Here is a 20747-nt window from a genome sequence, read left to right on the forward strand (position 1 = left end):
TATCCACAGAGTCCGTCACACCGGGGGTGATACCCGAATCAGCCTCCGAGCGACGTCCGGAAGCGCTGCATCCCCGACAGCCAGTGGTCGGTGTCCTGGGCCTTGCGGCCGTACATCGTGCCGACGGACTCGTGAGGGAGCGCGAGGAAGCGGCCCTCGTCGATGGCCTCGAGCAGGACCCGCGCGGCCTCACTCGGCGCCAGCGTCTCGCCCGCCGCCGCGACCGACGCGTGGGCCAGCCGCGCGTCGGGCTCGGTGGCCGTCTCGCCCGCCTCGGCCATCGGCGTCGCCACGCCCATGGGGCACAGCGCCGTGACCCGGACGCCACGGTCGCCGTACGTGGCGGCGAGCCACTCGGCGAAGCCCACGGCGGCCCGCTTGGAGACCGAGTAGGTCGGCGAGCCGAGCTGCGTCAGCAGGCCCGCCGCCGACGCGGTGACCGCGAAGACGCCGGGGTTCTCGACGCTCCACCGCGGCACGAGCGCGCGGGCCGCGCGCACGTGCGCCATGAGGTTGACGTCCAGCGACAGCGACCAGTCGAACTCGTCGGCGTCGAGACCGAAGCCGCGGAAGATGCCGGCGTTGGCGACGAAGACGTCGACGCCGCCGAGCTCCTCGTCCGCGCGGGCGATGAGGTCGGTGACGCCCGCCTCGGACGCCACGTCGCCGGCGAACCACGGCTGTCCGAGCCGCTCGCCGGCCTCGGACACGCGCTGCTCGTCGAGGTCGGCCAGCAGGACGCGGTCACCGCGCTCGACCAGGGCCTCCGCGATCGCCAGGCCGATGCCACCGGCCGCACCGGTGACCACGCAACGACGCCCGGTCATCGGGCTCCCTGCCTCTTCAGCTCGGCCTTCGCGAGCGAGTTCTTGTGCACCTCGTCGGGACCGTCGGCGAACCGCAGGGTACGGATGCCGGCGTACATCTCCGCGAGCGGGAAGTCCTGGCTGAGGCCTCCGCCGCCGTGGACCTGGATCGCCTTGTCGAGGATCCACTGCACGGTCTGCGGCGTGGCGATCTTGATCGCCTGGATCTCGGTGTGCGCGCCCTTGTTGCCGACGGTGTCCATCAGCCACGCGGTCTTCAGCACGAGGAGGCGCAGCTGTTCGATCCGCACGCGCGACTCGGCGATCCAGTCGCGCACGACGCCCTGGTCGGCCAGCGGCTTGCCGAACGCGGTGCGGTCCTGCGCGCGCTGGCACATCAGCTCGATGGCCCGCTCGGCGATGCCGATCGAGCGCATGCAGTGGTGGATCCGGCCCGGCCCGAGACGCGCCTGGGCGATCGCGAACCCGTCGCCCTCGCCGGCGATGAGGTTCGTGACGGGCACGCGCACGTCGGTGAACCGCAGCTCGGCGTGGCCGCCGTGGTCGCGGTCGTGGTAGCCGAACACGTGCATCCCGCGCACGATCTCCAGGCCCGGGGTGTCCCGCGGCACGAGGATCTGCGACTGCTGGCGGTGGCGGGCGGCCGTCGGATCGGTCTTGCCCATGACGATGAACACCTTGGCGTTCGGGTTCATCGCGCCGGTGATCCACCACTTGCGGCCGTTGATGACGTACTCGTCACCGTCGCGCGCGATCGAGGTCTCGATGTTCGTCGCGTCGCTGGAGGCCACGTCGGGCTCGGTCATCGCGAACGCCGAGCGGATCTCACCGGCCAGCAGCGGCTCGAGCCACTGCTTCTTCTGCTCGTCGGTGCCGAACTCGTTCAGCACCTCCATGTTGCCGGTGTCCGGGGCCGCGCAGTTCGTGGCCGGCGGGGCCAGCTGGATGCTGCGGCCCTGGATCTCGGCCAGCGGCGCGTACTGGAGGTTGGACAGCCCTGCTCCCCCCTCGCCGGGCAGGAACAGGTTCCACAGCCCGCGCTTCTTCGCCTCGACCTTCAGGTCCTCGATGACCGCGGGGATGTCCCACGAGTCGTTCGCGTAGTTGGCCTCGATCTGCTCGTGCGCGAGCGCCTCGGCCGGGTGGACGACCTCGTCCATGAAGGCGCGCATCTGCGCGATGAGGTCCTGGGTCCTGTCGTCGAAGGCGAAGTCCATCGGATCAGCCCTCGGCGATGACGTAGACGACGTCGGCGATGCAGGCCGGCTTCTCGACGCCGTCGATCTCGACGACGACGGTGAGCACGACCTGGGTGCCGATCGAGATGTCCTGCGTCTCCTTCAGCGTGGCGGTGGCGCGCACGCGGGAGTCGACGGGCACGGGGTGCGGGAAGCGCACCTTGTTGGCGCCGTAGTTGACGCCCATGACCGCGCTCTTGACGCTGTAGATCTGCGCGGTGAACACCGGCAGCAGGCTCAGCGTGAGGTACCCGTGGGCGATCGGCTTGCCGAAGGGGCCCTTCGCGGCCGCGTCGGGGTCGACGTGGATCCACTGGTGGTCGCCGGTGGCATCGGCGAAGAGGTTGATCTTCTCCTGGGTCACCGTGACCCAGTCGCTGGTGCCCAGCTCCTGGCCGGTGGCGGCCTTCAGGTCGGCGATCGTCTCGAACTCACGGGTCATCGGGGTCTCCTGGGGTGACTAAGCGCTTGCTTAGTCTGCACCGTACCGCGAGGACGAGGTCACCGGCAACGGTCCTGCTCGACCGGTGGCACGCGGGTTCGGCGGACTCGATTGTCGCGCCGCCGCGCAGATGTGACACTCGGTTACATGAACGCCCCCGTCGGCCCGCCGCGCCGCGAGCGCCCCGAGCTGAAGCCGACCCCGCAGCTGCGGCCGGCGCGCCTCGTGGCGAGCCTGCTCAGCCTCGTGCTGGTGATTGGGCTCGGCTGGGCCGCGTGGAACTACATCGGCACCAACATCGTCGCGAAGCAGCGCCAGGGCGAGATGGCGGTCGCGCTGGCCGACGACTGGAAGGGCAACCGCGAGGGCGACGCCACCCGCGACGAGATCCGCATGGGCCAGGTGTTCGCCGTGCTGCGCGCCCCGCGGTGGGGCGACGACTTCGAGGTGCCGGTGGTGGCCGGCATCGACGACACCGCGCTCACCTCGGGCGTGGGCTGGTTCACCGACACCCAGCGCCCGGGCCAGAAGGGCAACTTCGCCGTCGCCGGCCACCGCGTCACGAACGGCCAGCCGTTCAAGGACTTCCCGAAGCTGCGCGCCGGGGACCTCGTCGAGGTCGAGACGCGCACGCACGTCTACACGTACGAGCTGCAGAACTCCGGCACCGACACCATCGTCGACTTCACCGACATCTGGGTGGTCCAGCCCGTGCCCGAGAAGGCCCGGGAGTCGAAGGACCAGAGGACGAAGGCCCGCCCCACCGAGTCACTGCTGACCCTCACCACGTGCTCGGAGATCTTCCACACCGACAACCGCTCGGCGGTGTTCGGGACGCTCGTGAAGACCGAGCACGTCTGATCCCAGCGTCCGAGACCGCTCCACGACGCATGGTGTAACTCCGTGTTACTTTTCGCCCGTTCCATACCGATCGGGGAGAAGACATGAACCACCCACATCACCGGCTCGTGCTCGCGTCCGGCGCTGCGCTCGCACTCGGCCTCGCCGTCTCGACGTCTGGCGTCGCCCACGCCGCCGGCGCCCCCAGCACGCTGCGACAGCCGACCGACGACACCTTCCTCACCGCCGGAAGTGGTGTCGCGAACTCGTACACCGTCCTCGCCAGCGGAACCTCGACCCTGGTCACGTTCAAGGACGCGTCTGGGGCGCCCTTCTCCGTTCCGGCGGGCACTCCCCTCTGCGGCACGTCAGCGGACGTCACGCTGTGCCAGGTCACCAGTGGTTCGGTGATCATCGACGCGAGGGACGGGAACGACTCCGTCAGCGTGACGGTCTCGATGCCCGTGGTCCTCGCCGGCAATACCGGCGATGACCTCCTTCGTTCGGTGGGGACGAGCAAGTCCACCTTCATGGGCGGAGCCGGGAACGACACCGTGTCCTACGCCGGTGTGACGAAGTCCGTGTCGGCCGCCATCGGCAGCAGCGCAGGGATCAGCGGTGGCATGAGCGGCTCGATCAACGCGGACGTCGAGAACCTCCTCGGTGGGTCGGCGGCTGACGTCCTGATCGGCGGCGCCCACCCACTCGGCCGGGTCGACGGCGCCGCCGGCGACGACACGCTGGGCGGAGGCCCGAACGGCTCGGCGCTGGTCGGCGGCACCGGCAACGACCAGCTGCTCGCGCGCGGGCCCAACAACTACTTCGAGGGCGGACCGGGGAACGACCACCTCGTCGGCGGGTCGGGGGTGGACTGGTTCTTCGCCAAGGACGGAGCCGCCGGAGACCGCATCACGTGCGGAGGCGGCGACGACTGGGTGAGCGCCGACCCCGGCGACACGATCGTCGACCCGCAGAACTGCGAGACGATCTCGTAGGCACCCAGCGGCTGATCGGGGCGCCCCAGGGGCACCTCGATCAGCTGGTGGTGAGGTCGTCGACCAGCCAGTCGCCGTCGACCTGCTTCATCCGCACCACGATCGAGAGCGCCGCGGGCGAGGCGGGCTTCGTCGCGATGGTGCGGTTCTGGTCGACGAAGGCCAGCAGCCGGACCGAGGTGGTGGAGCACTCCTGACCGCACTCCAGGGCGGCGATCATGCGCACCGTCGCGGTCACGTCGATCTTGCGCTGCTGTGCCGTCGCGGTGAGCTGCGGCGTGAGCTCGGAGTACTTCTTGGCGAACCGCTTGGTCATGACCTCGGTGGCGTCGTCCAGGTCGGCCGCGATCGTGGCGTGCTCATAGCCCAGCATGCGCGGGATGGCCTCGGAAGCAGCGGCGGTGGCGGCGTCCTGGACGTCGAACTGCTCGACGGCCGACGCCTCCTCGCGCTGGATCACCAGCACCACCACGAGGGCGAACACGACAGCGGCAAGTGCCAGGCACACCAGTGCGGTGCGGCGCGCGGGGCGGCGGATCCTCACTGATCACTCCCGTCCTGGGCCGGCTCGTCCTCGACGGCGACGTCGGCGAAGCTGTCGACGAGCCACTCGCCGTCCTCGCGCACGAGCGACACGCGCCACCGCAGGCGTGGCTTGCCGTAGGCCACGTTCTCAGGCTTCGTGGTGACCGTGATCGCGGCGAGGGACTCGGCGCTGTCGGCGTCGATGCTGTCGATCGCGACCTGGTCGACGGTGCCCTTGGTGACGATCTTCGCCTCGGCGAAGCGGGCCAGCAGATCCTGCGTCGAGACCTCGAACTGCTCGGCGAGGTCGTCGGTCATGAGCGGGGTCATGCGCTCGACGTAGGGGTCGAGATCGGTGACGTCGTAGGTGTTGATCCCCGCGGCGAACCGCTCGGTCGCGGCCCGCACGTCCTGCCGGGCCGAGGTGTCGGCGTACGCGGGCACCTCGGCTCCCCGGGCCAGGACGGCGATGCCCGCCACGAGCCCGAGCACGGCGATGACGACCAGGGCGGCATCGAGGAGACGACCCCGCGTCACTGCGCCACCGCGGGCCCGAGCATCATCCATTTCCACGACTCCTCGCCGAGATCGAGCGCCTGAGGGATCGTCGACTGCGCGTCGCCCACCTCAAGCCGGTTGGTCGCCACATCGTACGTGCCCAGGACCAAGGGCTGGTCCGGCGTGGAGTTCGTGGACGCTCCCGAGACGCGGGCGGGCCCGGCCTTGGATCCACGCGGACTGGTCGCGGCGCAGGTCTTGGAGCGGTCCCACTTCTCGACCGTGCGATCGAAGGGGGTGCGCTGCCGGCCCGACGGGACGTAGCCGCTGAGGCACGGCGCGTTCTCGGGCTCGAGCGAGAGGCTGAGTCGGGCGGCGTACTGACCGGTGCGCGAGTCCTTCGCAATGATGGAGTAGGCGCTCTCGACGCCGTGGGGCGCGATCACCAGGACGCCACGGACACCGCCGAGATTCGCCTTCACGGTGGCGTTGAGGGTGATGGCGTCCTCCACGAGCGCCGAGATCTGGTCCGAGTTCTCGTCGACGACCGTGCGCAGCGTCGTGGCCGTGGGCGCTCCGACGTCGATCACCCGGCGCAGGTCGGCGTCGGAGGCCCGCACGGCTGTCGACAGCTCTCGCAGGTTGGTGGCGAAGGTGCGGATGTCGTCCTGCGAGTCGACCTGGGTCTGCAGCACGGTGGAGGAGCTGCGGATGAGCGCCGCGGTGACCTCGTACTTCTGATCGGCCTCCGTGATGAACGAGTTGCCGCTGTCGATGATCGTGCGGAGGTCGTCGCCGGAGCCCTCGAAGGCGTCGCCCAGCTCGGCGATGACCGTGCTGAGGTCCTCGGGATTCACCGAGGACAGCAGCTCGCTGACGTTCGTGAGCAGCGTGCGAGTGTCGATGGGCACCTCGGTGTTCTCGCGCGCGACGACCGCGTCGTCGTCGAGGAACGGGCCCCGATCGCTGCGTGGCTGGAAGTCCAGGAACTGCTCGCCGACGGCGGAGCGGTTGGCGATGACCACCTTGGTGTCGGCCGGGATCTCCGTGGACTTCTCGTCGATGTGGACCTCGACCTTGACTCCGTCCCCGTCGAGCCACATGTCCGTCACTCGACCGACGCTGACGCCGCGGTACGTGACGTCGGCGGTCGTGAAGATGCCGCCGGACTCGGCCATCTCGACCGTCACGGTGTAGCCGCTGCCGAACAGCCGGTCGACGCGGGCGTAGTTGGCGCCGATGTAGGTCGCGGCGATGAGGGTGCCCACCACGAAGAGCACCAGCTGGATGCGAACACGGCGGGTGATCACGGCGTCACCACCGTTCGGGCCAGGACGCCGGAGACGTCCTCCTCGCGCAGGCTCTCCTTGAGAGCCGCGCGCTCGCGCTCGGTCATGAGCCCGACCGTCTTGGCGAAGTCGGTCTCGAAGTCGATCGACACGTTGAGGAAGTTGCCCATCTGGTAGTTCCGCGCTTCCTTCGGCGTCTCGCCCAGCAGGGAGTCCGGGAACGGGAAGGTCGGCAGGACCTCCAGGGAGGTGATGAGCGCGTCGCCCGCCGAGCCGAGACTGTCCAGGACCGGCGCGAGTGCCTGGAGGTCGGCGGTGAGCGCGTCCTTACTGGCGATGATCACGTCGGAGCCGACGTCGCCGAGCTCGGAGAGGGCGGCGAGCATCTTCACCAGGTTGGCCCGCTGCTCGTTGACCGTGGCCAGCGCGGCCGGGAGGTCGTCGAGCGCGGCGTCGATCGCCTGCTTCTGGTCGTTCGTGGTGCGGGCGAGGCGGTCGATCTGCTCGATCGCCTCGACGATGTCGTCCTTGGAGTCGTCGGCGACCTCGACGAACTCGTCGAGCCGGCGCACCAGCGTGCGCATGTCGGCCTCGCGACCGGACAGTGCCGTGTTGAGCTCGCGACTGATCACCTGCGCCTTGCTCAGCGCACCGCCGTTGAGGACGAGCGAGAGCGACCCCAGGACCTTCTCGATCTCGGGCGCGTTGCCGGTCCGTTCGATCGGGATGACGTCGCCCTCGTCGAGCCGGCCGCCGCCGCCCTCGACCGGCGCGGCCAGGGACACGAACTTCTCGCCCAGGATCGAGGTCTGACGGATCGACGCCGTGGCCTGGTCGGGCAGGTCGACGTCGCGGTTCATCTTGACCGTGACCTGCGCGCGCCAGCCCTCGAGCTCGACCTTCGTGACGCGGCCGACCGAGACGTCGTTGACCTTGACCGCGCTCTGGGGCACGAGGTCCAGGACGTCGGCGAACTCGATGACGACCGTGTAGGGGTCGTCACCCAAGTCGGCTCCGCCCGGCAGCGGCAGGTCGCCGACGCTCGACACACAGCCGGACACCAGGGCGAGGGAGCCGAGGGTGCCCACCGCTGCGTGGAGGAGGCGGACCCTGCTCATCACGCCACCCCCATCAGGTCCGAGAGCGAGGTCGGCGCGCTCGTCGCGGCTCCCGAGGACGGGTCGGCCTGCCGGCCGAGCCACGTGAGCACGTCGGCCATGGCATAGCACGCCGAGGTGTACTTGGAGTTCTGCTCGCTGGCGGGCGCGCAGAAGGCGGCCACCTGCTCGGGCGTGGTCATCACGGTGAACTTCCCGTCCCGGGCACCCTTGAGCGACGTCCGTGAATCGAGCGTGCCGGTGGTGGGGTTGTACGCCGTGGCGAGGTTCGACAGTGCCTTCGGCCCGGACTCGAGGATGTCGGCCAGCTCCTTGCGCTGCTTGGCCAGCGACCTGGTGACCTTGCTGAGCCCATCGACGTTCCGGCGCAGTCCCGTGCGGTTCTCGGCGACGTACGACTGGACCTGCTGGAGTGCGCTCGCCAGCTCCCGCACGGCGAGCTGCAGGTCGTCGCCTTCGTCGGCCAGGACGTCCGAGACCCCCGCCAGGCTGGCGTTGAACCGCTGGACGCTGGCGTCGTTGGCCTCGAGCGCCGAGACGAAGCGCTCGATCTGCTCGACCGAGGCGAACAGCTCGTCCTTCGAGCCGTCGGCGGTCTTCGTCAGCTTCGACAGCGCCTCGATGCTCTCTCGGATCTCGGCACCCTTCCCGTCGAGGTTCTTGGCCGAGCTCGCCAGCAGGTCGCTCACGGCGCCGTCCTCGTTGAGGCCGTCGGGCCCCAGCGTGGTGGCCACGCGATCGAGCGCCGCGAACGTCTCGTCGAGCTCGGTCGGCGTGCCCGTCCTCGACTGATCGAGGTGCGCACCGTCCGGCATCTTGGCTCCTCCGGTGTAGGCCGGCACGAGTTGCACGAAGCGGTCGCCGACGACCGACGGCGAGACGATGACCGCCTGGGCGTCGGCCGGCACGTCGTAGTCGCCGTCCCACGCGATCCGCGCTCGAACGTTCTGACCGCGCGGGGTGAGCTTCTCGACCGTGCCGACGTCGACGCCGAGGATGCGAACCTTGGAACCCTCGTACAGCGAGACGGACCGCTCGAAGTCGACCGTGATCGTCTTGGTCTCGGCACGCGACCCCCCGACGATCGCGAGCACGATCACGACCGCCAGGACCACCGCGGCGAGGACGACGGCGAGGACGGCGCGCGGGACGCGGTTCCGGGTCGAGGCGCTCACAGACCCTCCTCCAGGCCGAAGATGCTCAGCAGGTTGTAGACGTACGCGTCCAGCCACGGGCCGTTGGAGCTGTTGTTCGCGACCATCGCGTAGTACGCGGGCAGCTGGTCGATGGCGCTGGTGATGTTGGCCTCGTTCTTGCGCAGCACCGCCACCACGCCGGCGAGCCGGTCAAGGGCAGGCTGGAGGTCGGCACGGGTCTCGGTGACCAGGGTCGAGATCTCCTGGGACATGTCCGTGACGCCGACCAGCACGGCATGGATCGCGTCGCGCCGTGCGGTGAGCGCCTCGAACAGCACCGAGCCGTCCTCGAACAGCTTGGCGAACTCGGTGTTGCGATCGGCCAGGACCGTGGAGATGCCGTCGATGTTCTCGAGCAGCGTCTTGATCTCGGCATCGCGCGAGGCGAGGCTGTTGGACAGCGCGGTGACACTCGTGACGGCCTCGCGGAACTCGTCCGGCGTCTTCGCGGCCACGTCGTTGATCGTGTCCAGCGCCTGCGCGAGCTGGTCGTTGTCGATCTGCTGCGTGGTCTCGGTGAGACCGGAGAACGCCTGGACGATGTCGTACGGAGCCTGCGTGCGCGTGACCGGGATGACCGCGCCCTTCGCCAGGGTGCCTGAGCCATCGGGTTCAAGGCTGACGTACATCGTCCCGAGCAGGGACTTGATCCGCACGGACGCGCCGGTCTGGCTGCCGAGCCGATCGCGGTCCTTCTTCACGCGGAAGACCACCCGCACCTTGTCGCCGTGCAGCTCCAGGTCCGCGACCTCGCCCACGCGCACGCCGGCCAGCCGCACGTCGTCGCCCTTCTTGAGGCCACCGACCTCGGTGAACTCGGCGGCGTACTCGGCGCCGCCACCGATGATCGGCAGCCGCGCGGCCTGGCTGGCGAGCAGCAGGATCGCGGCGATGATCGCCAACGAGACGGCGCCCACGATCACGGGATTGCGCTCGCGGAACGGCTTCATGTCCCTCAACGGCATCGACTCACCCCCGCTCCGGTCACGGTGACGCGCCTGGTGGTCTTGAACGGACGGGTCTTCTCCCATCCGGGCACCCCGCTGAGCGAGGGAACCTTGCCGTTGACCCCGAGTTCGCACACGTAGAAGTTGAAGAACGACCCGTACTGACCCGTGCGGCCGATGCGATCGATCTTGATCGGCAGGATTCCGAGCGTGCGATCCAGGTCGCGTCGAGCCTTCTGGGTGCCGATCTGAGATGTCAGCTTGCGCAGGTTCTTGATGTCCGCCGTCATCGCGGGACCCGCGTCGTCGAGCAGGCCGGCCGTCTCACCGGTCAGCACGGCGATGTCGTCGAGCGACCCGGTCAGCACACCGCGGTCGTCCTTCAGCCCGGTGATCAGCTGTTGCAGGGTGGAGATCGCGGTGGACAGCTCGTCATCGCGCTCGTTGAACGAGGTCAGGACGACCGTGAGGTTGTCGATCACCGACCCGATCAGCTCGTCGCGCTCGGCCAGGGTGCCGGTGAGGGAGGCGGTGTGCGCCAACAGCGACTCGACCGTGCCGCTCTCACCCTGGAACACCTGGATCAGCTCGTAGGCGAGCTGGTTCGTGTCCTCGGGCGACAGCGCCTCGAACAGCGGCTGGAAGCCGCCGAACAGGTCGGTCAGGTCCAGCGCGGGGGTGGTGCGGTCGAGGCCGATCGTCTCGCCTTCCTTCAGTCGCGCGGCGGGGCCGTCGCCCTCGCTGAGCGAGATGTAGCGCTGGCCGATCATGTTGCGGTAGCGCAGGGAGGCCTGTGTGCCCTGGGTGAGCGCGATGTCGGTGTCGACGTTGAGCGTCACGATCGCCGAGTTGCCCGAGTGCACCTCGACGTCGGAGACGTTGCCGACGCGCACCCCCGCGATGCGCACGTCGTCACCCACCACGAGGCTGGTGACGTCGCTGAAGACGGCGCGGTACTCGTGCGTGCGACTGAACGAGCGATTCCCGATGACCGCCGCCAGCAGGGCCGTCAGGAGCCCGGTGACGACCAGGAAGACCATCAGCTTCACGAACGAGCGCGCGGTCGCGCGGTCGAGTCCGGTACGGCTCATCCGAGGCTCACCTCCGCACCGCGCAGCACCGGTCCGTAGAGCGCGGTCGCCACATCGGGAACGTCCTTCGGCTCGACGCCGAGGGACGCCGCCACGATCGCCTTGACCTGTTCGGCCTCGGCGGCACTGCCGCCGGAGCGTACGACGGTCGGCGCCGTCAGCGGCGCTCGCTTTCCGAGGTCGCCGCCCACGCCGAGCTCCTCGAGCAGTGAGTCGCTCATGCCCGGCGCGGGGCGCTTCTTCGTGTACCGCGTGCCCGGCAGCGTGGCGCAGCTGGGAGACAAGGAGCCCGGGCCGCCGGTGGCGGCGGGCAGGCGCGGCGTGTCACGGCCGTCGTACTCGCGCGGCGAACGCGGCGCGAACTCGATCGACACGTTGGCGCGGTTGTTGCGGAACGTGCTGTCGATGGCGGGCATGAGCCGGTCGATGCCCTGGAGCACGCAGCCGATGGTCGGCGAGTAGTCGGCCAGCAGCTCGAGCGTGGGCCGGGAGTCACGCGCGAGCGTGATGAAGTCGTCGCCCGAGCGGTCGAAGAGCGCTTCGGCCGACGTCGCGAAGGCGGCGGTCTCCACGAACAGGGACTGCAGCTGCGCCCGGCGAGCCGTGAGCGTGTTGCCCGTGACCACGGCGTTGCGCAGGGTCGTGCCGATCTCGGGCATCGCGTCGGCATACGTCCTTGCCGTGTCGCCGAGCAGCGTGATGTCCTCGACGAGCTCGGGAGCCAGTGGGGTCATCTTCTGCAGGTAGGCCGACAGCGTCTCCAGGCCCGTGCCGAGCGTCTCGCCCTGGCCGGAGAGCGCGTCGGACAGCGCCGTGAGAACGTACGACAGGTCTTCGGGATTGAGTGCCGTCAGCAGGGGGTCGAGGTCGGTCAGCAGGTTCTCCACGTCCGACGGCAGCGCCGCCTGGACGATCTCGTCCCCCGCCTCGATCGGCTGTCCCGACGACTGAGCGACCGGTTGCAGGTCGACGTACTTCTCGCCGAACAGCGTCTTGGGGACGACGAACGCCTGGACGTCGGCGGCGATCAGTGGCTGCTGCTCGGGATCGAGTGCCAGGTGGATCACCGCTTGGCCCTCTTCCGAGGTGATCTCGTCGACCCGGCCGACGATCACCCCGCGCAGCTTGACGTCGGCGTTGGCATTGAGCTGCAGGCCGGCGCTCGAGCTGCGGATCGTGACGGGGACGTCGTCGGAGAACAGCTTCGTGAACATCGCGTAGGTGAGGAACACCGACCCGGCGACCAGGGCGACCATGACGACGCCGAGGCCGCGGACCACGGCAGGACGGTCCATCGTCGAGACGCGGGGCATCAGCCGGCCAGCCTGACGGTCGTGGTGGTGCCCCAGATCGCCATCGACATCATGAGGTCCGCGACGTTGATGACGACGATCGACGTGCGGACGGCGCGACCCACCGCCACGCCGACGCCGACGGGGCCACCGCTGGCGTAGTAGCCGTAGTAGCAGTGGATGAGGATCACGAGGAACGCGAACACCAGCACCTTGAAGAACGACCAGAGCACGTCCTCCGGCGGGAGGAACAGGTTGAAGTAGTGGTCGTAGGTGCCCTCGCTCTGACCATAGATGGCCGTCACCGTGAGCTTGGTCGCGAAGTACGAGGCCATCAGTCCGAGCATGTACAGCGGGATGATCGCGATGAGCCCGGCGATCACGCGCGTCGTGACCAGGTAGGGGAGCGACGGGATGGCCATGACCTCGAGCGCGTCGACCTCCTCGGAGATCCGCATGGCGCCCAGCTGCGCCGTGAAGCCGCAGCCCACGGTGGCGGCCAGCGCGATGCCGGCGACGAGCGGCGCGATCTCGCGCGTGTTGAAGTACGCCGAGAAGAAGCCGGAGAACGCACTGGTGCCCAGCTGCTCCAGGGCACTGTGGCCCTGCATGCCGACCTCGACGCCGGTGAAGAACGACATCGTCGTGATGACGCCGACCGTGCCGCCGATCACTGCGAGCGAGCCGCGCCCGAAGGTGACCTCGGAGAGCAGGCGCAGGATCTCCCGCGGGTACCTCATGACCACGCGGGGCATCCACGCGATCGTGCGGATGTAGAACGCGAGCTGGAGTCCGAGGTCGTCCAGCGTGCTCAGGGGCCGCCGGTAGGCGCTCTTGACGTCGACCACGTCACAACGCCTTCGCCGGGACGAGCTGGAAGTACAGCGCGCTCATGACGAAGTTCGCCATGAACAGGAGGAGGAAGGTGATGACGACCGACTCCATGACGGCCTGGCCGACGCCCTGCGGACCGCCGTCGGCGTGCATCCCCATGTAGGTGGACACGAGCGCGGCGATCAGGCCGAACACGAGGGCCTTCGCCATGCCCTGGTAGAGGTCGGGCGTCTGGGCGAGCGCCGTGAACGAGGCCAGGTAGGCGCCCGGGGTGCCCCCTTGGAGCACGACGTTGAAGATGTAGCCGCCGAGCACGCCGACGACGCTGACCAGTCCGTTGAGGAAGACGGCCACGAGCATGCAGGCCAGGACCCGCGGCACGACGAGACGCTGGATCGGGTCGATGCCCAGCACCATCATCGCGTCGAGTTCCTCACGGATCTTGCGGGCTCCGAGGTCGGCAGCGATCGCGGACCCACCGGCACCCGCCACCAGCAGCGCCGTGGCGATCGGGGCAGCCTCGCGCAGCACCGCCAGGACCGCGGCCGAGCCCACGAACGACTGCGCGCCGAACTGCTGGACGAGGCTGCCGGTCTGCAGCGCCACGACGGCACCGAACGGGATGGCCACCAGGGCGATCGGGATGATCGTGATCGAGGCGATGAACCACGCCTGCTGGATGAACTCGCGGAACTGGAACGGCCGGCGGAAGACGGCGATCAGCACGTCAGTGCCGAAGGCGAAGAGTCGTCCTGCGGTCGCCAGCGGCGCCGTGACGGTGGCGATCAGGCTCAACGGGCACCGCCGACGGACTGCGGCGACGGGGACATGAACCCCGAGCCGTCGTTCTCGAAGGAGCCCGGCGGCGGGATGACACCGTGGGCGGCGCACCAGGCCCCCGGCTCGGCCTGCGTGGCGCGAGGGCGGCCGTCGGACGGGAAGAGCTGGAGCGGGATGGGCGGCAGCGGCGGCAGCGTGGTGTGGTCCTCGGCGGCGAGCTCGTCTGCGTCCTTCTCCTCGCTCATGCCGATGGGCCCCACGGTCTGGGCGTTGAGGAACTGGCGCACCGCCGGCTCCTCGCTCGAGAGCAGCATCTCGCGGGGACCGAACATCGAGAGGTGGCGGTGGTAGAGCAGGCCGATGTTGTCGGGCACCGTGCGCGCGGTGTTGATGTCGTGGGTGACGATGAGGAAGGTGGCCTCGGTCTGGGCGTTCAGGTCGACCATGAGCTGGTTGATGAACGCGGTGCGCACCGGATCCAGGCCGGAGTCCGGCTCGTCGAACAGGATGATCTCGGGCTCGAGCACCAGCGCACGAGCGAGGCCGGCTCGCTTGCGCATGCCGCCGGAGATCTCACCGGGGAGCTTCATCTCGGCGCCCACGAGGCCGACCATCGACATCTTCTCCATGACGATGTCGCGAATCTCGGTCTCGTTCTTGCGGGTGTGCTCGCGCAGGGGGAAGGCCACGTTGTCGAACAGGGTCATCGACCCGAACATGGCCCCGTCCTGGAACAGCACGCCGAACAGCTTGCGGATCTCGTAGAGCTCGCGCTCGCTGCAGGTGGCGATGTCGGTGCCCTCGATGAAGATGTGTCCCTCGTCGGGCTTGAGCAGGCCGATGAGCGCCTTGAGGAACACCGACTTGCCGGTGCCCGACGGGCCGAGCATGACGCTGATCTGCCCGGCGGGCAGCGTCAGCGACACGTCACGCCAGATCGTCTGCTGACCGAACGTCTTGGTCAGGCCTTCGACGCGAACTTCGACACCCATGGGGCTCCTTGTCAGGGGGACGGAGCCCGCGCGTTCGCGGGCACCTGGAGGAACTCGTCCGGATCACGCGCCGGCGCGCCGCTCCCTCACCGCGAGCGCCAGGCGGATCGCCACGAGAAGGCCGAAGAGGGCGGCCAGGCCGGCAGCGAACGGGGACCCGGTCGCAGGGAGCTCGGTCGTCTCGGCGGAGACGCTGGTCGTGGTGTCCGCCACGCCGTCGCCGTCGCTGTCCTCCCAGGTGTACCCGCTGTCGCTGACGTCGGTGGGATCGTCGGGGTTGACCGGGTCGATCACCTCGGGGTCGGTTCCGCTTCCGTCGGGAACGTCGGGATCTTCAGGTGTCTCGGTCCCGGACCCGACAGGCGGCGGCGGGCACTCGGTCTGGGAGCAGCCCGCTCCGACCGCGATGGTGCCGATGATGCGCTGCTCCTTGTCGGGAACGACGCCGTCCCCGGCCGAGTTCAACACTCCTCGGGTGCACCGCAGGTCGGCCTTGGAGATCGATCCGACGACCGGCGGGTCCATCTCCGAGTGGAGCGTGAAGCTGAGGGGCATCTGGACGTAGATGAGGCCGTTGCCGTCAGCGGCCTGCGGCACGTCGACGGCGTCGACCCTGCCGCGAGCGACGATCGACACCTCGCTGCCCTCGGTCAGGTCGACCCAGTCGTTGACCAGGGGTCCCGGCTCGCCGTTGGGTCCCTTGACGTCGGGGCTCATCGTCTCGACGAGCTCGCCCCCGGGCGCCACGGCCTGAAGGTCGACCTTCGTGGTCGAGGAACCCTTGACCCGGCGCACCTTCATCGGTCCGTAGAGCCGATCGACGAGCGCGGTCGACAGCGCGAGCGTCAGCGACGTCTCGGTCGCGGGCACAGTTGCACCGGCTTCGACGCTCGCAGGCAGATCGGTCTGCGACGTCACGTAGAACTGCTTGGGCCCTTGGAGCGAGAGGTCGATCGTGGAGTTCAGCGCCTTGCAGACGTAGGGGACACGGTCGATGCTGGCCGGCACGGCCTGCGCGGGCGCGGAGAAGGCGATGGCGCCGCCACCGACCACGGCACTGGCCACCGCGAGGCGAAGGCCTCGACGTACATGAGCGCTCAAGCGCATGGTTTCCTCGCTTCACGACTGGACAGACCCGGCTGATTGCCACCCCCGGGTCGCAATCGCGTCGACTGTAACCTCTAGTTGCACTGTGATGCAAGCCACTCTCGTCCGTCGAGGGATCACACCCGACTCGCGAGTAACAAGAGCACGGGAAGGGCGCCTGCGGCGGCCGCGAAGGCCAGCGCGAGCAGGTCGATCGGCGGCCAGGTCGCCGCCTCGGCCCACGTCCGACGCCCGGCCGTGGCGAAGCCGCGGGCGTCCATCGCGATCGACGTTCGGCTCGCGTCCCTCATCGTGTGGACCAGCAGCGCGAAGGCCATCGGCCACGGGCGGCGCCGCAGCCCGCGCGCCCTGCGGGCCCGGTCGAGGTCGTGCCAGGCCTGCCACGCCCCGCCGACCCGTTGCAGCGCGGCGGACAGCGCAGCGGCGAACCGACTGGGAACGTGCAGCGTCTGGGCCAGGTAGTCGCCGAGGCGCGCGACGTCGATGTAGCCGGCGGCCACGGCGCCCGGCCACGCCATGACGAAGGTCCGCACTCCCGCGACCGCCGCGACCTCGAGGTCGCGACCGCCGAACAGCCACGTGCTCCACACGATCGTGGCGACCGGGAGCGCCACGAAGGCCAGGCACACCACCGGATACCGCCACGAGGGCACCACCGCCACGACCGCCACGACGTAGACGGCGGCGCACGTCACGGCGATCGGCATCGTGCGGATCGCCGGTGAGCCGAGGGCCGCGGCGACGCCGATCGCCAGCAGGACGAGCGGGTTGAGTCGCGTGATCAGGCCAGTCATCGCACGACGACTCCCTCATGCAGGACCACGTCGCGGTCGCGCGGCAGGTCCGGATCGTGCGTGGAGACGGCCACCGTGGCACCTGCCTGCGCCGACGCCCCCAGCCAGCCGGCGACGGTCGCCCACGTGCCTCGGTCCTGTCCGACGGTGGGCTCGTCCGCGAGGACCAGCCCCGGCCGGTGCGCGCAGCTGGCCGCGAGCGCCAGCCGGCGCTGCTCTCCGCCCGACAGCCGGTAGGGGTGATCGTCACCACGGCCGACCAGGCCGATGACCTCGAGCACCGCGTCGACGTCGACGGTGCGCCCGAACGCCGCAGGGCTGGCCTCCAGCTCCTCGCGCACCGTCCGCGCGACGAAGCCGAGCTCGGGGTCCTGGGGGCACCAGCCGAGCTCGGCCGGTGCGTCGACTTCCCCCGAGACGGGCTCCAGGAGTCCGCCCAGCGCCAGCAGCGCCGTGGACTTGCCCGCTCCGCTGCGGCCCACGAGCGCTGTCAGGGTGCCGGGTGCCAGCTCGAGCGTCAGCCCGTCGACCGCCCGCGTGCGCTCGGTGCCCCGCAGCGTGCGCGTGACCCGGTCGATCACCAGCGCACGCGCGGTGACGCCGGCCGGGGCGAACGGGTGCACCAGTTCCTCAGGGATCCAGGCCGGCTCGGGCGCCGGGCGCCCCGGCATCCATAGCGCCTCCGGCACGGCAGCGCCACGGAACGACGGCACGGACCCGTCGAAGACCGGTCGCCCCTCCTCGAGCACGACGACCCGGTCGACATGGTCGAGCCAGAGCTCGAAGCGGTGCTCGACCACGAGGAGCGAGCGGTCACCGACGACGCGCAGGACGGCGTCGCGGACCTCCGCCGCCAGCTCGGCGTCCAGCATGGACGTCGGCTCGTCCAGCAGGAGCAGGTCCGGCTCCGTCGCCAGGGCGCCCGCGAGCGCGAGACGGTGCCGCTCTCCGCCCGACAGTGCACTGGTGAAGCGCTCACGCCCCTGATCCAGGCCCACCGCCTCGAGCGCGGCGTCGACCCGTCGCCAGATCTCCTCGCGCGGCAGACCCAGGTTCTCCGGGCCGAACGCCACGTCGCGCCCGATCCGGTCCGCGACGATCGACGAGGACGGGTTCTGGGTGACCATCCCGATGCGCCCGTGCACCTCGACCGATCCGCTGGCCTCGCCGACCAGCGTCGTGCCGAGTGCGCCGGCGATCGCATGCAGGGCGGTCGACTTGCCACTGCCGCTGGGCCCGACCAGCAGGACGCGCTCACCGGGGTCGATGCGCAGGTCAAGCCGGTCGAGCGCCGGGCGGCGGGCGTGCAGCGGCGTCCAGGAGTAGTCGTGGAACGCGACCGTCACTGCCGGCCGGCAGCGAACGAGTCGAGCGCACCTGCCTGTGCGAGCGCACGCACCAGGAGCCAGCCACCCAACCCGGCGATGATGATGCCGGACGTGACGAAGAAGCCCAGGTGGAACAGCCGCCACGTCAGGTCCCAGTCCGCGTAGTAGTAGTTCCATTCGTAGAAGGCTGCGAAGACCGCCGACAACGCGCCCGCGAGGACGGCAGTCGGCAGGTCGAACCTCCGGTACAGGAAGATCGCGAACGCGAGCTCGGCCCCGAGCCCTTGGACGAGGCCCGAGATCAGCACCGCGCTGCCCCACTCGGTGCCGCCGAGGACGATCGTGGACACGAGCGCGGCGACGAGCTCGGTGGCGAGCGCCGCACCTGGGCGGCGGACGATCAGGCCGCCGACGACGCCGGCGATGAGCCACATCCCGGCGAGGAGGGCCGCAGCCGGCTTGAATCCCACGGCCGCACCGATGTCGACGAGGGCGTAGAGCTTCCCCCAGCCCCAGAAGACGACGCCGAACGCGACGCCGAGCATCGTGATGGTCACCAGGTCGAGCGTGCGATACCTCGTGGTGGAACGGACAGCAGATGTCATCGTGACTCCCTTCGCCGGTGCTAACCGGAGCAGGTTCAAGGGTCTGCGGCTGTTCCGCACTCTCAGCGCCCTCTGCATGGCGCTCCCCTGTCGTGTGCAGCCAGCCTAGCCTCCCGTGGCGGGCGCGGCACCGGGGGCGGCCCCCGAGGCGATTCCGTCCTCTGCCCAGGAGGCCCGAGCCGCGAGCCGGCCCAGCGGTGGGAGCTGCATCAGCACCAGGCAGGCGGTCCAGCCGATCGCGGTGCCCAGGGCGTTGCCGACGAGGTCGTCGACATCGGCGATCCGGCCGGTTCCCACGACGAGCACTCCGGCGAGCTGCACCGCCTCGATGGCCACGCTGACCAGCAAACCCACGGCCGCCGCCCGGCGCACCGTCCGGACTCGGGTGACGAGCGGCAGGAGCATTCCGAGGGGCACGAAGAGCAGGATGTTCAGGAGCATCCCGGCAGGGTCGTCCAGGACGTCGATGAACGGCGTGAGGTGGACCAGGACGCGCCACGGCCGCGGGTCGTCCGTGGCGACGGGGAACGGCAGGAGCACGTGCGCCAAGGCGGCGGCGCCGTAGACGCACGCGACCACGCCGACCGCGGCGCGCAGCGGAGTGAGGCGCCCGCGACGGTGCAGGCACCCGAGCGACGCGGCGATCGCGGCGATCGTCGCCGGGATCAGCACGGGGAGCATGGGGATCTCGACGGTGGGCACCGGAGAATCCTCTCAACCCCCGGGCACGCCAAGGGCGGGGGCGGGTCCGCAGAGACCCGCCCCCGCTCCCCCGGCGGCACTCAGTCGCGACGCGTGCGGCGACGTTGCAGCATCACGGCTGCACCAGCCACGACCAGGGCACCGCCGAGGACTGCGACACCGAGCCCTGGGCCACCGGCGGCGGCCAGGTAGTCGTCGCTGGCCCAGTCGTCGTCCGACGCGTCGCCGCCGGCGTCGGCGGCGACGATCTCCACCGGGACCTCGGCGATGACGACGCCCCGGCTGAGCACCTTCACCGTGTGGGAGCCCAGCGGCGCGTTGGTCGGGATGCGCACCGAGGCCTCGCCCGAGGTGCTCACCACTCGCGTGCCCATCGCGATCGGGTCGGAGTGCAGCTCGAAGGCCAGCTCCTTGCCGATCCAGTCCGGCCCGAACGCGAAGGTGATCGTGTCGCCGGGCGACAGCACGTCGGAGCTGAGCAGCTCGACCTCATCGTCGGCGGGCTCCTCGCCCGGGTCGGTCGTGGGCTCGGTCGTCGGCTCCGCGGTCGGTTCGGCCGTCGGCTCCGAGGTCGGCTCCGAAGTCGGCTCGGTCGTCGGCTCCGAAGTCGGCTCGGTCGTCGGCTCCGAGGTCGGCTCGGTCGTCGGGTTGGTGACGGGGTCGCCCGAGACCGGGATGCTGCCGAGATCCAGCGCGGACGGACCCGCGCAGGTCAGTGCCGCCGGCAGCGTGGTGCTCGTGGTGTGGATCGTCGCCGCAATGGTGAAGTCCTGCGGCATGCCCAGCGCCACCGACTCGGCCGCGTAGGCCGGGACGGTGATCGAGGGCACCGTGCCCGAGGCCGGGATCAGCCACGGGGAGCCGGCCTGCTGCGGGATGTCCGTGCGGGGGGAGCTCAGGTTCGGGATCGCGACCGTCGACGTCTGACCGCCGGTGGTGAGCGTGATGGCGGCATCGGTCGAGCCGCCCTCGGCCGACCGGCCACCCAACAGGAGCACGGTCGACTCGCGCAGCAGCTCCGGCATCGTCAGCGTGATGCTGACCCCGCGCTCCGCGATGGTCTCACCGGGGCGCACTGAGCCGGGAACCGTCGTCTCGGCCAGGACGCCGATGTCGTGGTTGCCCAGGTTGAGTCCGCCAGCGACGACCTCGCACACGTACGTGAAGCTCTTCGAGATGTCGACCGGCTCAGTCGGCGTGGGCTCGGTCGGCTCCGTGGTGGGCTCGGTCGTCGGCTCCGTGGTGGGCTCCGTGGTGGGCTCCGTGGTCGGCTCCGTGGTCGGCTCCGTGGTCGGCTCGGTCGTCGG

Annotated in this window: 22 protein-coding genes and 1 riboswitch; of the genes, 2 read left to right on the plus strand and 20 right to left on the minus strand. The window is 70.0% G+C overall.

Annotated elements, in window-relative coordinates; translation table 11 throughout:
* Nucleotides 1–38 precede the first annotated feature (38 nt).
* Genes B2363_RS11725 through B2363_RS11735 form a run of 3 tightly spaced genes read right to left on the minus strand, consistent with a single transcriptional unit; the run spans nucleotide 39 to nucleotide 2507 of the window.
* Nucleotides 39–827: an SDR family oxidoreductase gene (locus tag B2363_RS11725; protein WP_286930409.1), complete on the minus strand. Its 789-nt coding sequence runs from the start codon at nucleotides 825–827 to the stop codon at nucleotides 39–41.
* A complete protein-coding gene (locus tag B2363_RS11730; RefSeq protein WP_286930411.1) occupies nucleotides 824–2044 on the minus strand; it encodes an acyl-CoA dehydrogenase family protein in 1221 nt (406 codons plus the stop codon). Before B2363_RS11730 ends, B2363_RS11725 begins: the two co-directional genes overlap by 4 nt.
* Nucleotides 2045–2048: 4 nt before the next feature.
* Nucleotides 2049–2507 (minus strand): MaoC family dehydratase, encoded by a 459-nt coding sequence (locus B2363_RS11735; RefSeq protein WP_286930413.1) that lies wholly within the window; start codon nucleotides 2505–2507, stop codon nucleotides 2049–2051.
* Nucleotides 2508–2654: 147 nt separating this feature from the next.
* Here B2363_RS11735 and B2363_RS11740 point away from each other — a divergent pair, with 147 nt between their 5' ends.
* Complete coding sequence (locus B2363_RS11740; protein ID WP_286930415.1) at nucleotides 2655–3368, plus strand: class E sortase; 714 nt, start codon at nucleotides 2655–2657, stop codon at nucleotides 3366–3368.
* Between the two features lie 83 nt (nucleotides 3369–3451).
* Nucleotides 3452–4342: a calcium-binding protein gene (locus B2363_RS11745; RefSeq protein WP_286930416.1), complete on the plus strand. Its 891-nt coding sequence runs from the start codon at nucleotides 3452–3454 to the stop codon at nucleotides 4340–4342.
* A gap of 40 nt (nucleotides 4343–4382) precedes the next feature.
* Here B2363_RS11745 and B2363_RS11750 read toward each other — a convergent pair whose 3' ends face one another.
* From B2363_RS11750 to B2363_RS11830, 17 genes are all read right to left on the minus strand, one after another.
* Nucleotides 4383–4886, minus strand: a complete 504-nt coding sequence (locus B2363_RS11750; RefSeq protein ID WP_286930418.1) for a hypothetical protein — start codon at nucleotides 4884–4886, stop codon at nucleotides 4383–4385.
* Nucleotides 4883–5404, minus strand: a complete 522-nt coding sequence (locus B2363_RS11755; RefSeq protein ID WP_181753982.1) for a pilus assembly FimT family protein — start codon at nucleotides 5402–5404, stop codon at nucleotides 4883–4885. Before B2363_RS11755 ends, B2363_RS11750 begins: the two co-directional genes overlap by 4 nt.
* Nucleotides 5401–6675, minus strand: coding sequence for an MCE family protein (locus B2363_RS11760; protein WP_181753980.1), 1275 nt, complete (start codon nucleotides 6673–6675; stop codon nucleotides 5401–5403). The genes B2363_RS11755 and B2363_RS11760 overlap by 4 nt, the downstream gene beginning before the upstream one ends.
* Nucleotides 6672–7772 carry an MCE family protein gene (locus B2363_RS11765; RefSeq protein WP_181753978.1) on the minus strand — a complete coding sequence of 367 codons (1101 nt, stop codon included), beginning with the start codon at nucleotides 7770–7772 and terminating at the stop codon, nucleotides 6672–6674. The genes B2363_RS11760 and B2363_RS11765 overlap by 4 nt, the downstream gene beginning before the upstream one ends.
* Nucleotides 7772–8947, minus strand: a complete 1176-nt coding sequence (locus B2363_RS11770) for an MCE family protein (protein WP_286930424.1) — start codon at nucleotides 8945–8947, stop codon at nucleotides 7772–7774. The genes B2363_RS11765 and B2363_RS11770 overlap by 1 nt, the downstream gene beginning before the upstream one ends.
* Nucleotides 8944–9933, minus strand: coding sequence for an MCE family protein (locus B2363_RS11775; RefSeq protein WP_286930426.1), 990 nt, complete (start codon nucleotides 9931–9933; stop codon nucleotides 8944–8946). The genes B2363_RS11770 and B2363_RS11775 overlap by 4 nt, the downstream gene beginning before the upstream one ends.
* Nucleotides 9924–11006 (minus strand): MCE family protein, encoded by a 1083-nt coding sequence (locus B2363_RS11780; protein WP_181753972.1) that lies wholly within the window; start codon nucleotides 11004–11006, stop codon nucleotides 9924–9926. Before B2363_RS11780 ends, B2363_RS11775 begins: the two co-directional genes overlap by 10 nt.
* Nucleotides 11003–12319 carry an MCE family protein gene (locus B2363_RS11785; protein ID WP_286930429.1) on the minus strand — a complete coding sequence of 439 codons (1317 nt, stop codon included), beginning with the start codon at nucleotides 12317–12319 and terminating at the stop codon, nucleotides 11003–11005. The genes B2363_RS11780 and B2363_RS11785 overlap by 4 nt, the downstream gene beginning before the upstream one ends.
* On the minus strand, nucleotides 12319–13146 hold the full coding sequence (locus tag B2363_RS11790; RefSeq protein ID WP_286930431.1) for an MlaE family ABC transporter permease: 828 nt from the start codon (nucleotides 13144–13146) through the stop codon (nucleotides 12319–12321). Before B2363_RS11790 ends, B2363_RS11785 begins: the two co-directional genes overlap by 1 nt.
* A gap of 1 nt (nucleotide 13147) precedes the next feature.
* Nucleotides 13148–13921: an MlaE family ABC transporter permease gene (locus B2363_RS11795; RefSeq protein WP_181756164.1), complete on the minus strand. Its 774-nt coding sequence runs from the start codon at nucleotides 13919–13921 to the stop codon at nucleotides 13148–13150.
* Nucleotides 13922–13923: 2 nt separating this feature from the next.
* Nucleotides 13924–14904 carry an ABC transporter ATP-binding protein gene (locus B2363_RS11800; RefSeq protein WP_286930433.1) on the minus strand — a complete coding sequence of 327 codons (981 nt, stop codon included), beginning with the start codon at nucleotides 14902–14904 and terminating at the stop codon, nucleotides 13924–13926.
* A gap of 63 nt (nucleotides 14905–14967) precedes the next feature.
* Complete coding sequence (locus tag B2363_RS11805) at nucleotides 14968–15969, minus strand: DUF6801 domain-containing protein (protein ID WP_181753966.1); 1002 nt, start codon at nucleotides 15967–15969, stop codon at nucleotides 14968–14970.
* 158 nt (nucleotides 15970–16127) lie between these two features.
* Nucleotides 16128–16805, minus strand: a complete 678-nt coding sequence (locus B2363_RS11810; protein WP_286930435.1) for a hypothetical protein — start codon at nucleotides 16803–16805, stop codon at nucleotides 16128–16130.
* A complete protein-coding gene (locus B2363_RS11815) occupies nucleotides 16802–18151 on the minus strand; it encodes an ABC transporter ATP-binding protein (RefSeq protein WP_286930438.1) in 1350 nt (449 codons plus the stop codon). Before B2363_RS11815 ends, B2363_RS11810 begins: the two co-directional genes overlap by 4 nt.
* On the minus strand, nucleotides 18148–18738 hold the full coding sequence (locus B2363_RS11820) for an ECF transporter S component (RefSeq protein WP_181753954.1): 591 nt from the start codon (nucleotides 18736–18738) through the stop codon (nucleotides 18148–18150). The genes B2363_RS11815 and B2363_RS11820 overlap by 4 nt, the downstream gene beginning before the upstream one ends.
* A riboswitch (TPP riboswitch) is annotated at nucleotides 18728–18837 on the minus strand. It overlaps the preceding gene by 11 nt.
* A gap of 6 nt (nucleotides 18838–18843) precedes the next feature.
* The gene (locus B2363_RS11825; protein WP_286930442.1) at nucleotides 18844–19440 is read right to left on the minus strand and encodes a VanZ family protein; all 597 of its coding nucleotides are present in this window, start codon (nucleotides 19438–19440) and stop codon (nucleotides 18844–18846) included.
* 80 nt (nucleotides 19441–19520) lie between these two features.
* Complete coding sequence (locus tag B2363_RS11830; RefSeq protein WP_286930444.1) at nucleotides 19521–20597, minus strand: DUF6801 domain-containing protein; 1077 nt, start codon at nucleotides 20595–20597, stop codon at nucleotides 19521–19523.
* Between the last annotated feature and the right edge of the window lie 150 nt (nucleotides 20598–20747).

Origin of the sequence: Aeromicrobium sp. UBA7512 (assembly GCF_002476985.1) — a bacterium.
GTDB classification, from domain to species: Bacteria; Actinomycetota; Actinomycetes; order Propionibacteriales; family Nocardioidaceae; genus Aeromicrobium; species Aeromicrobium phoceense.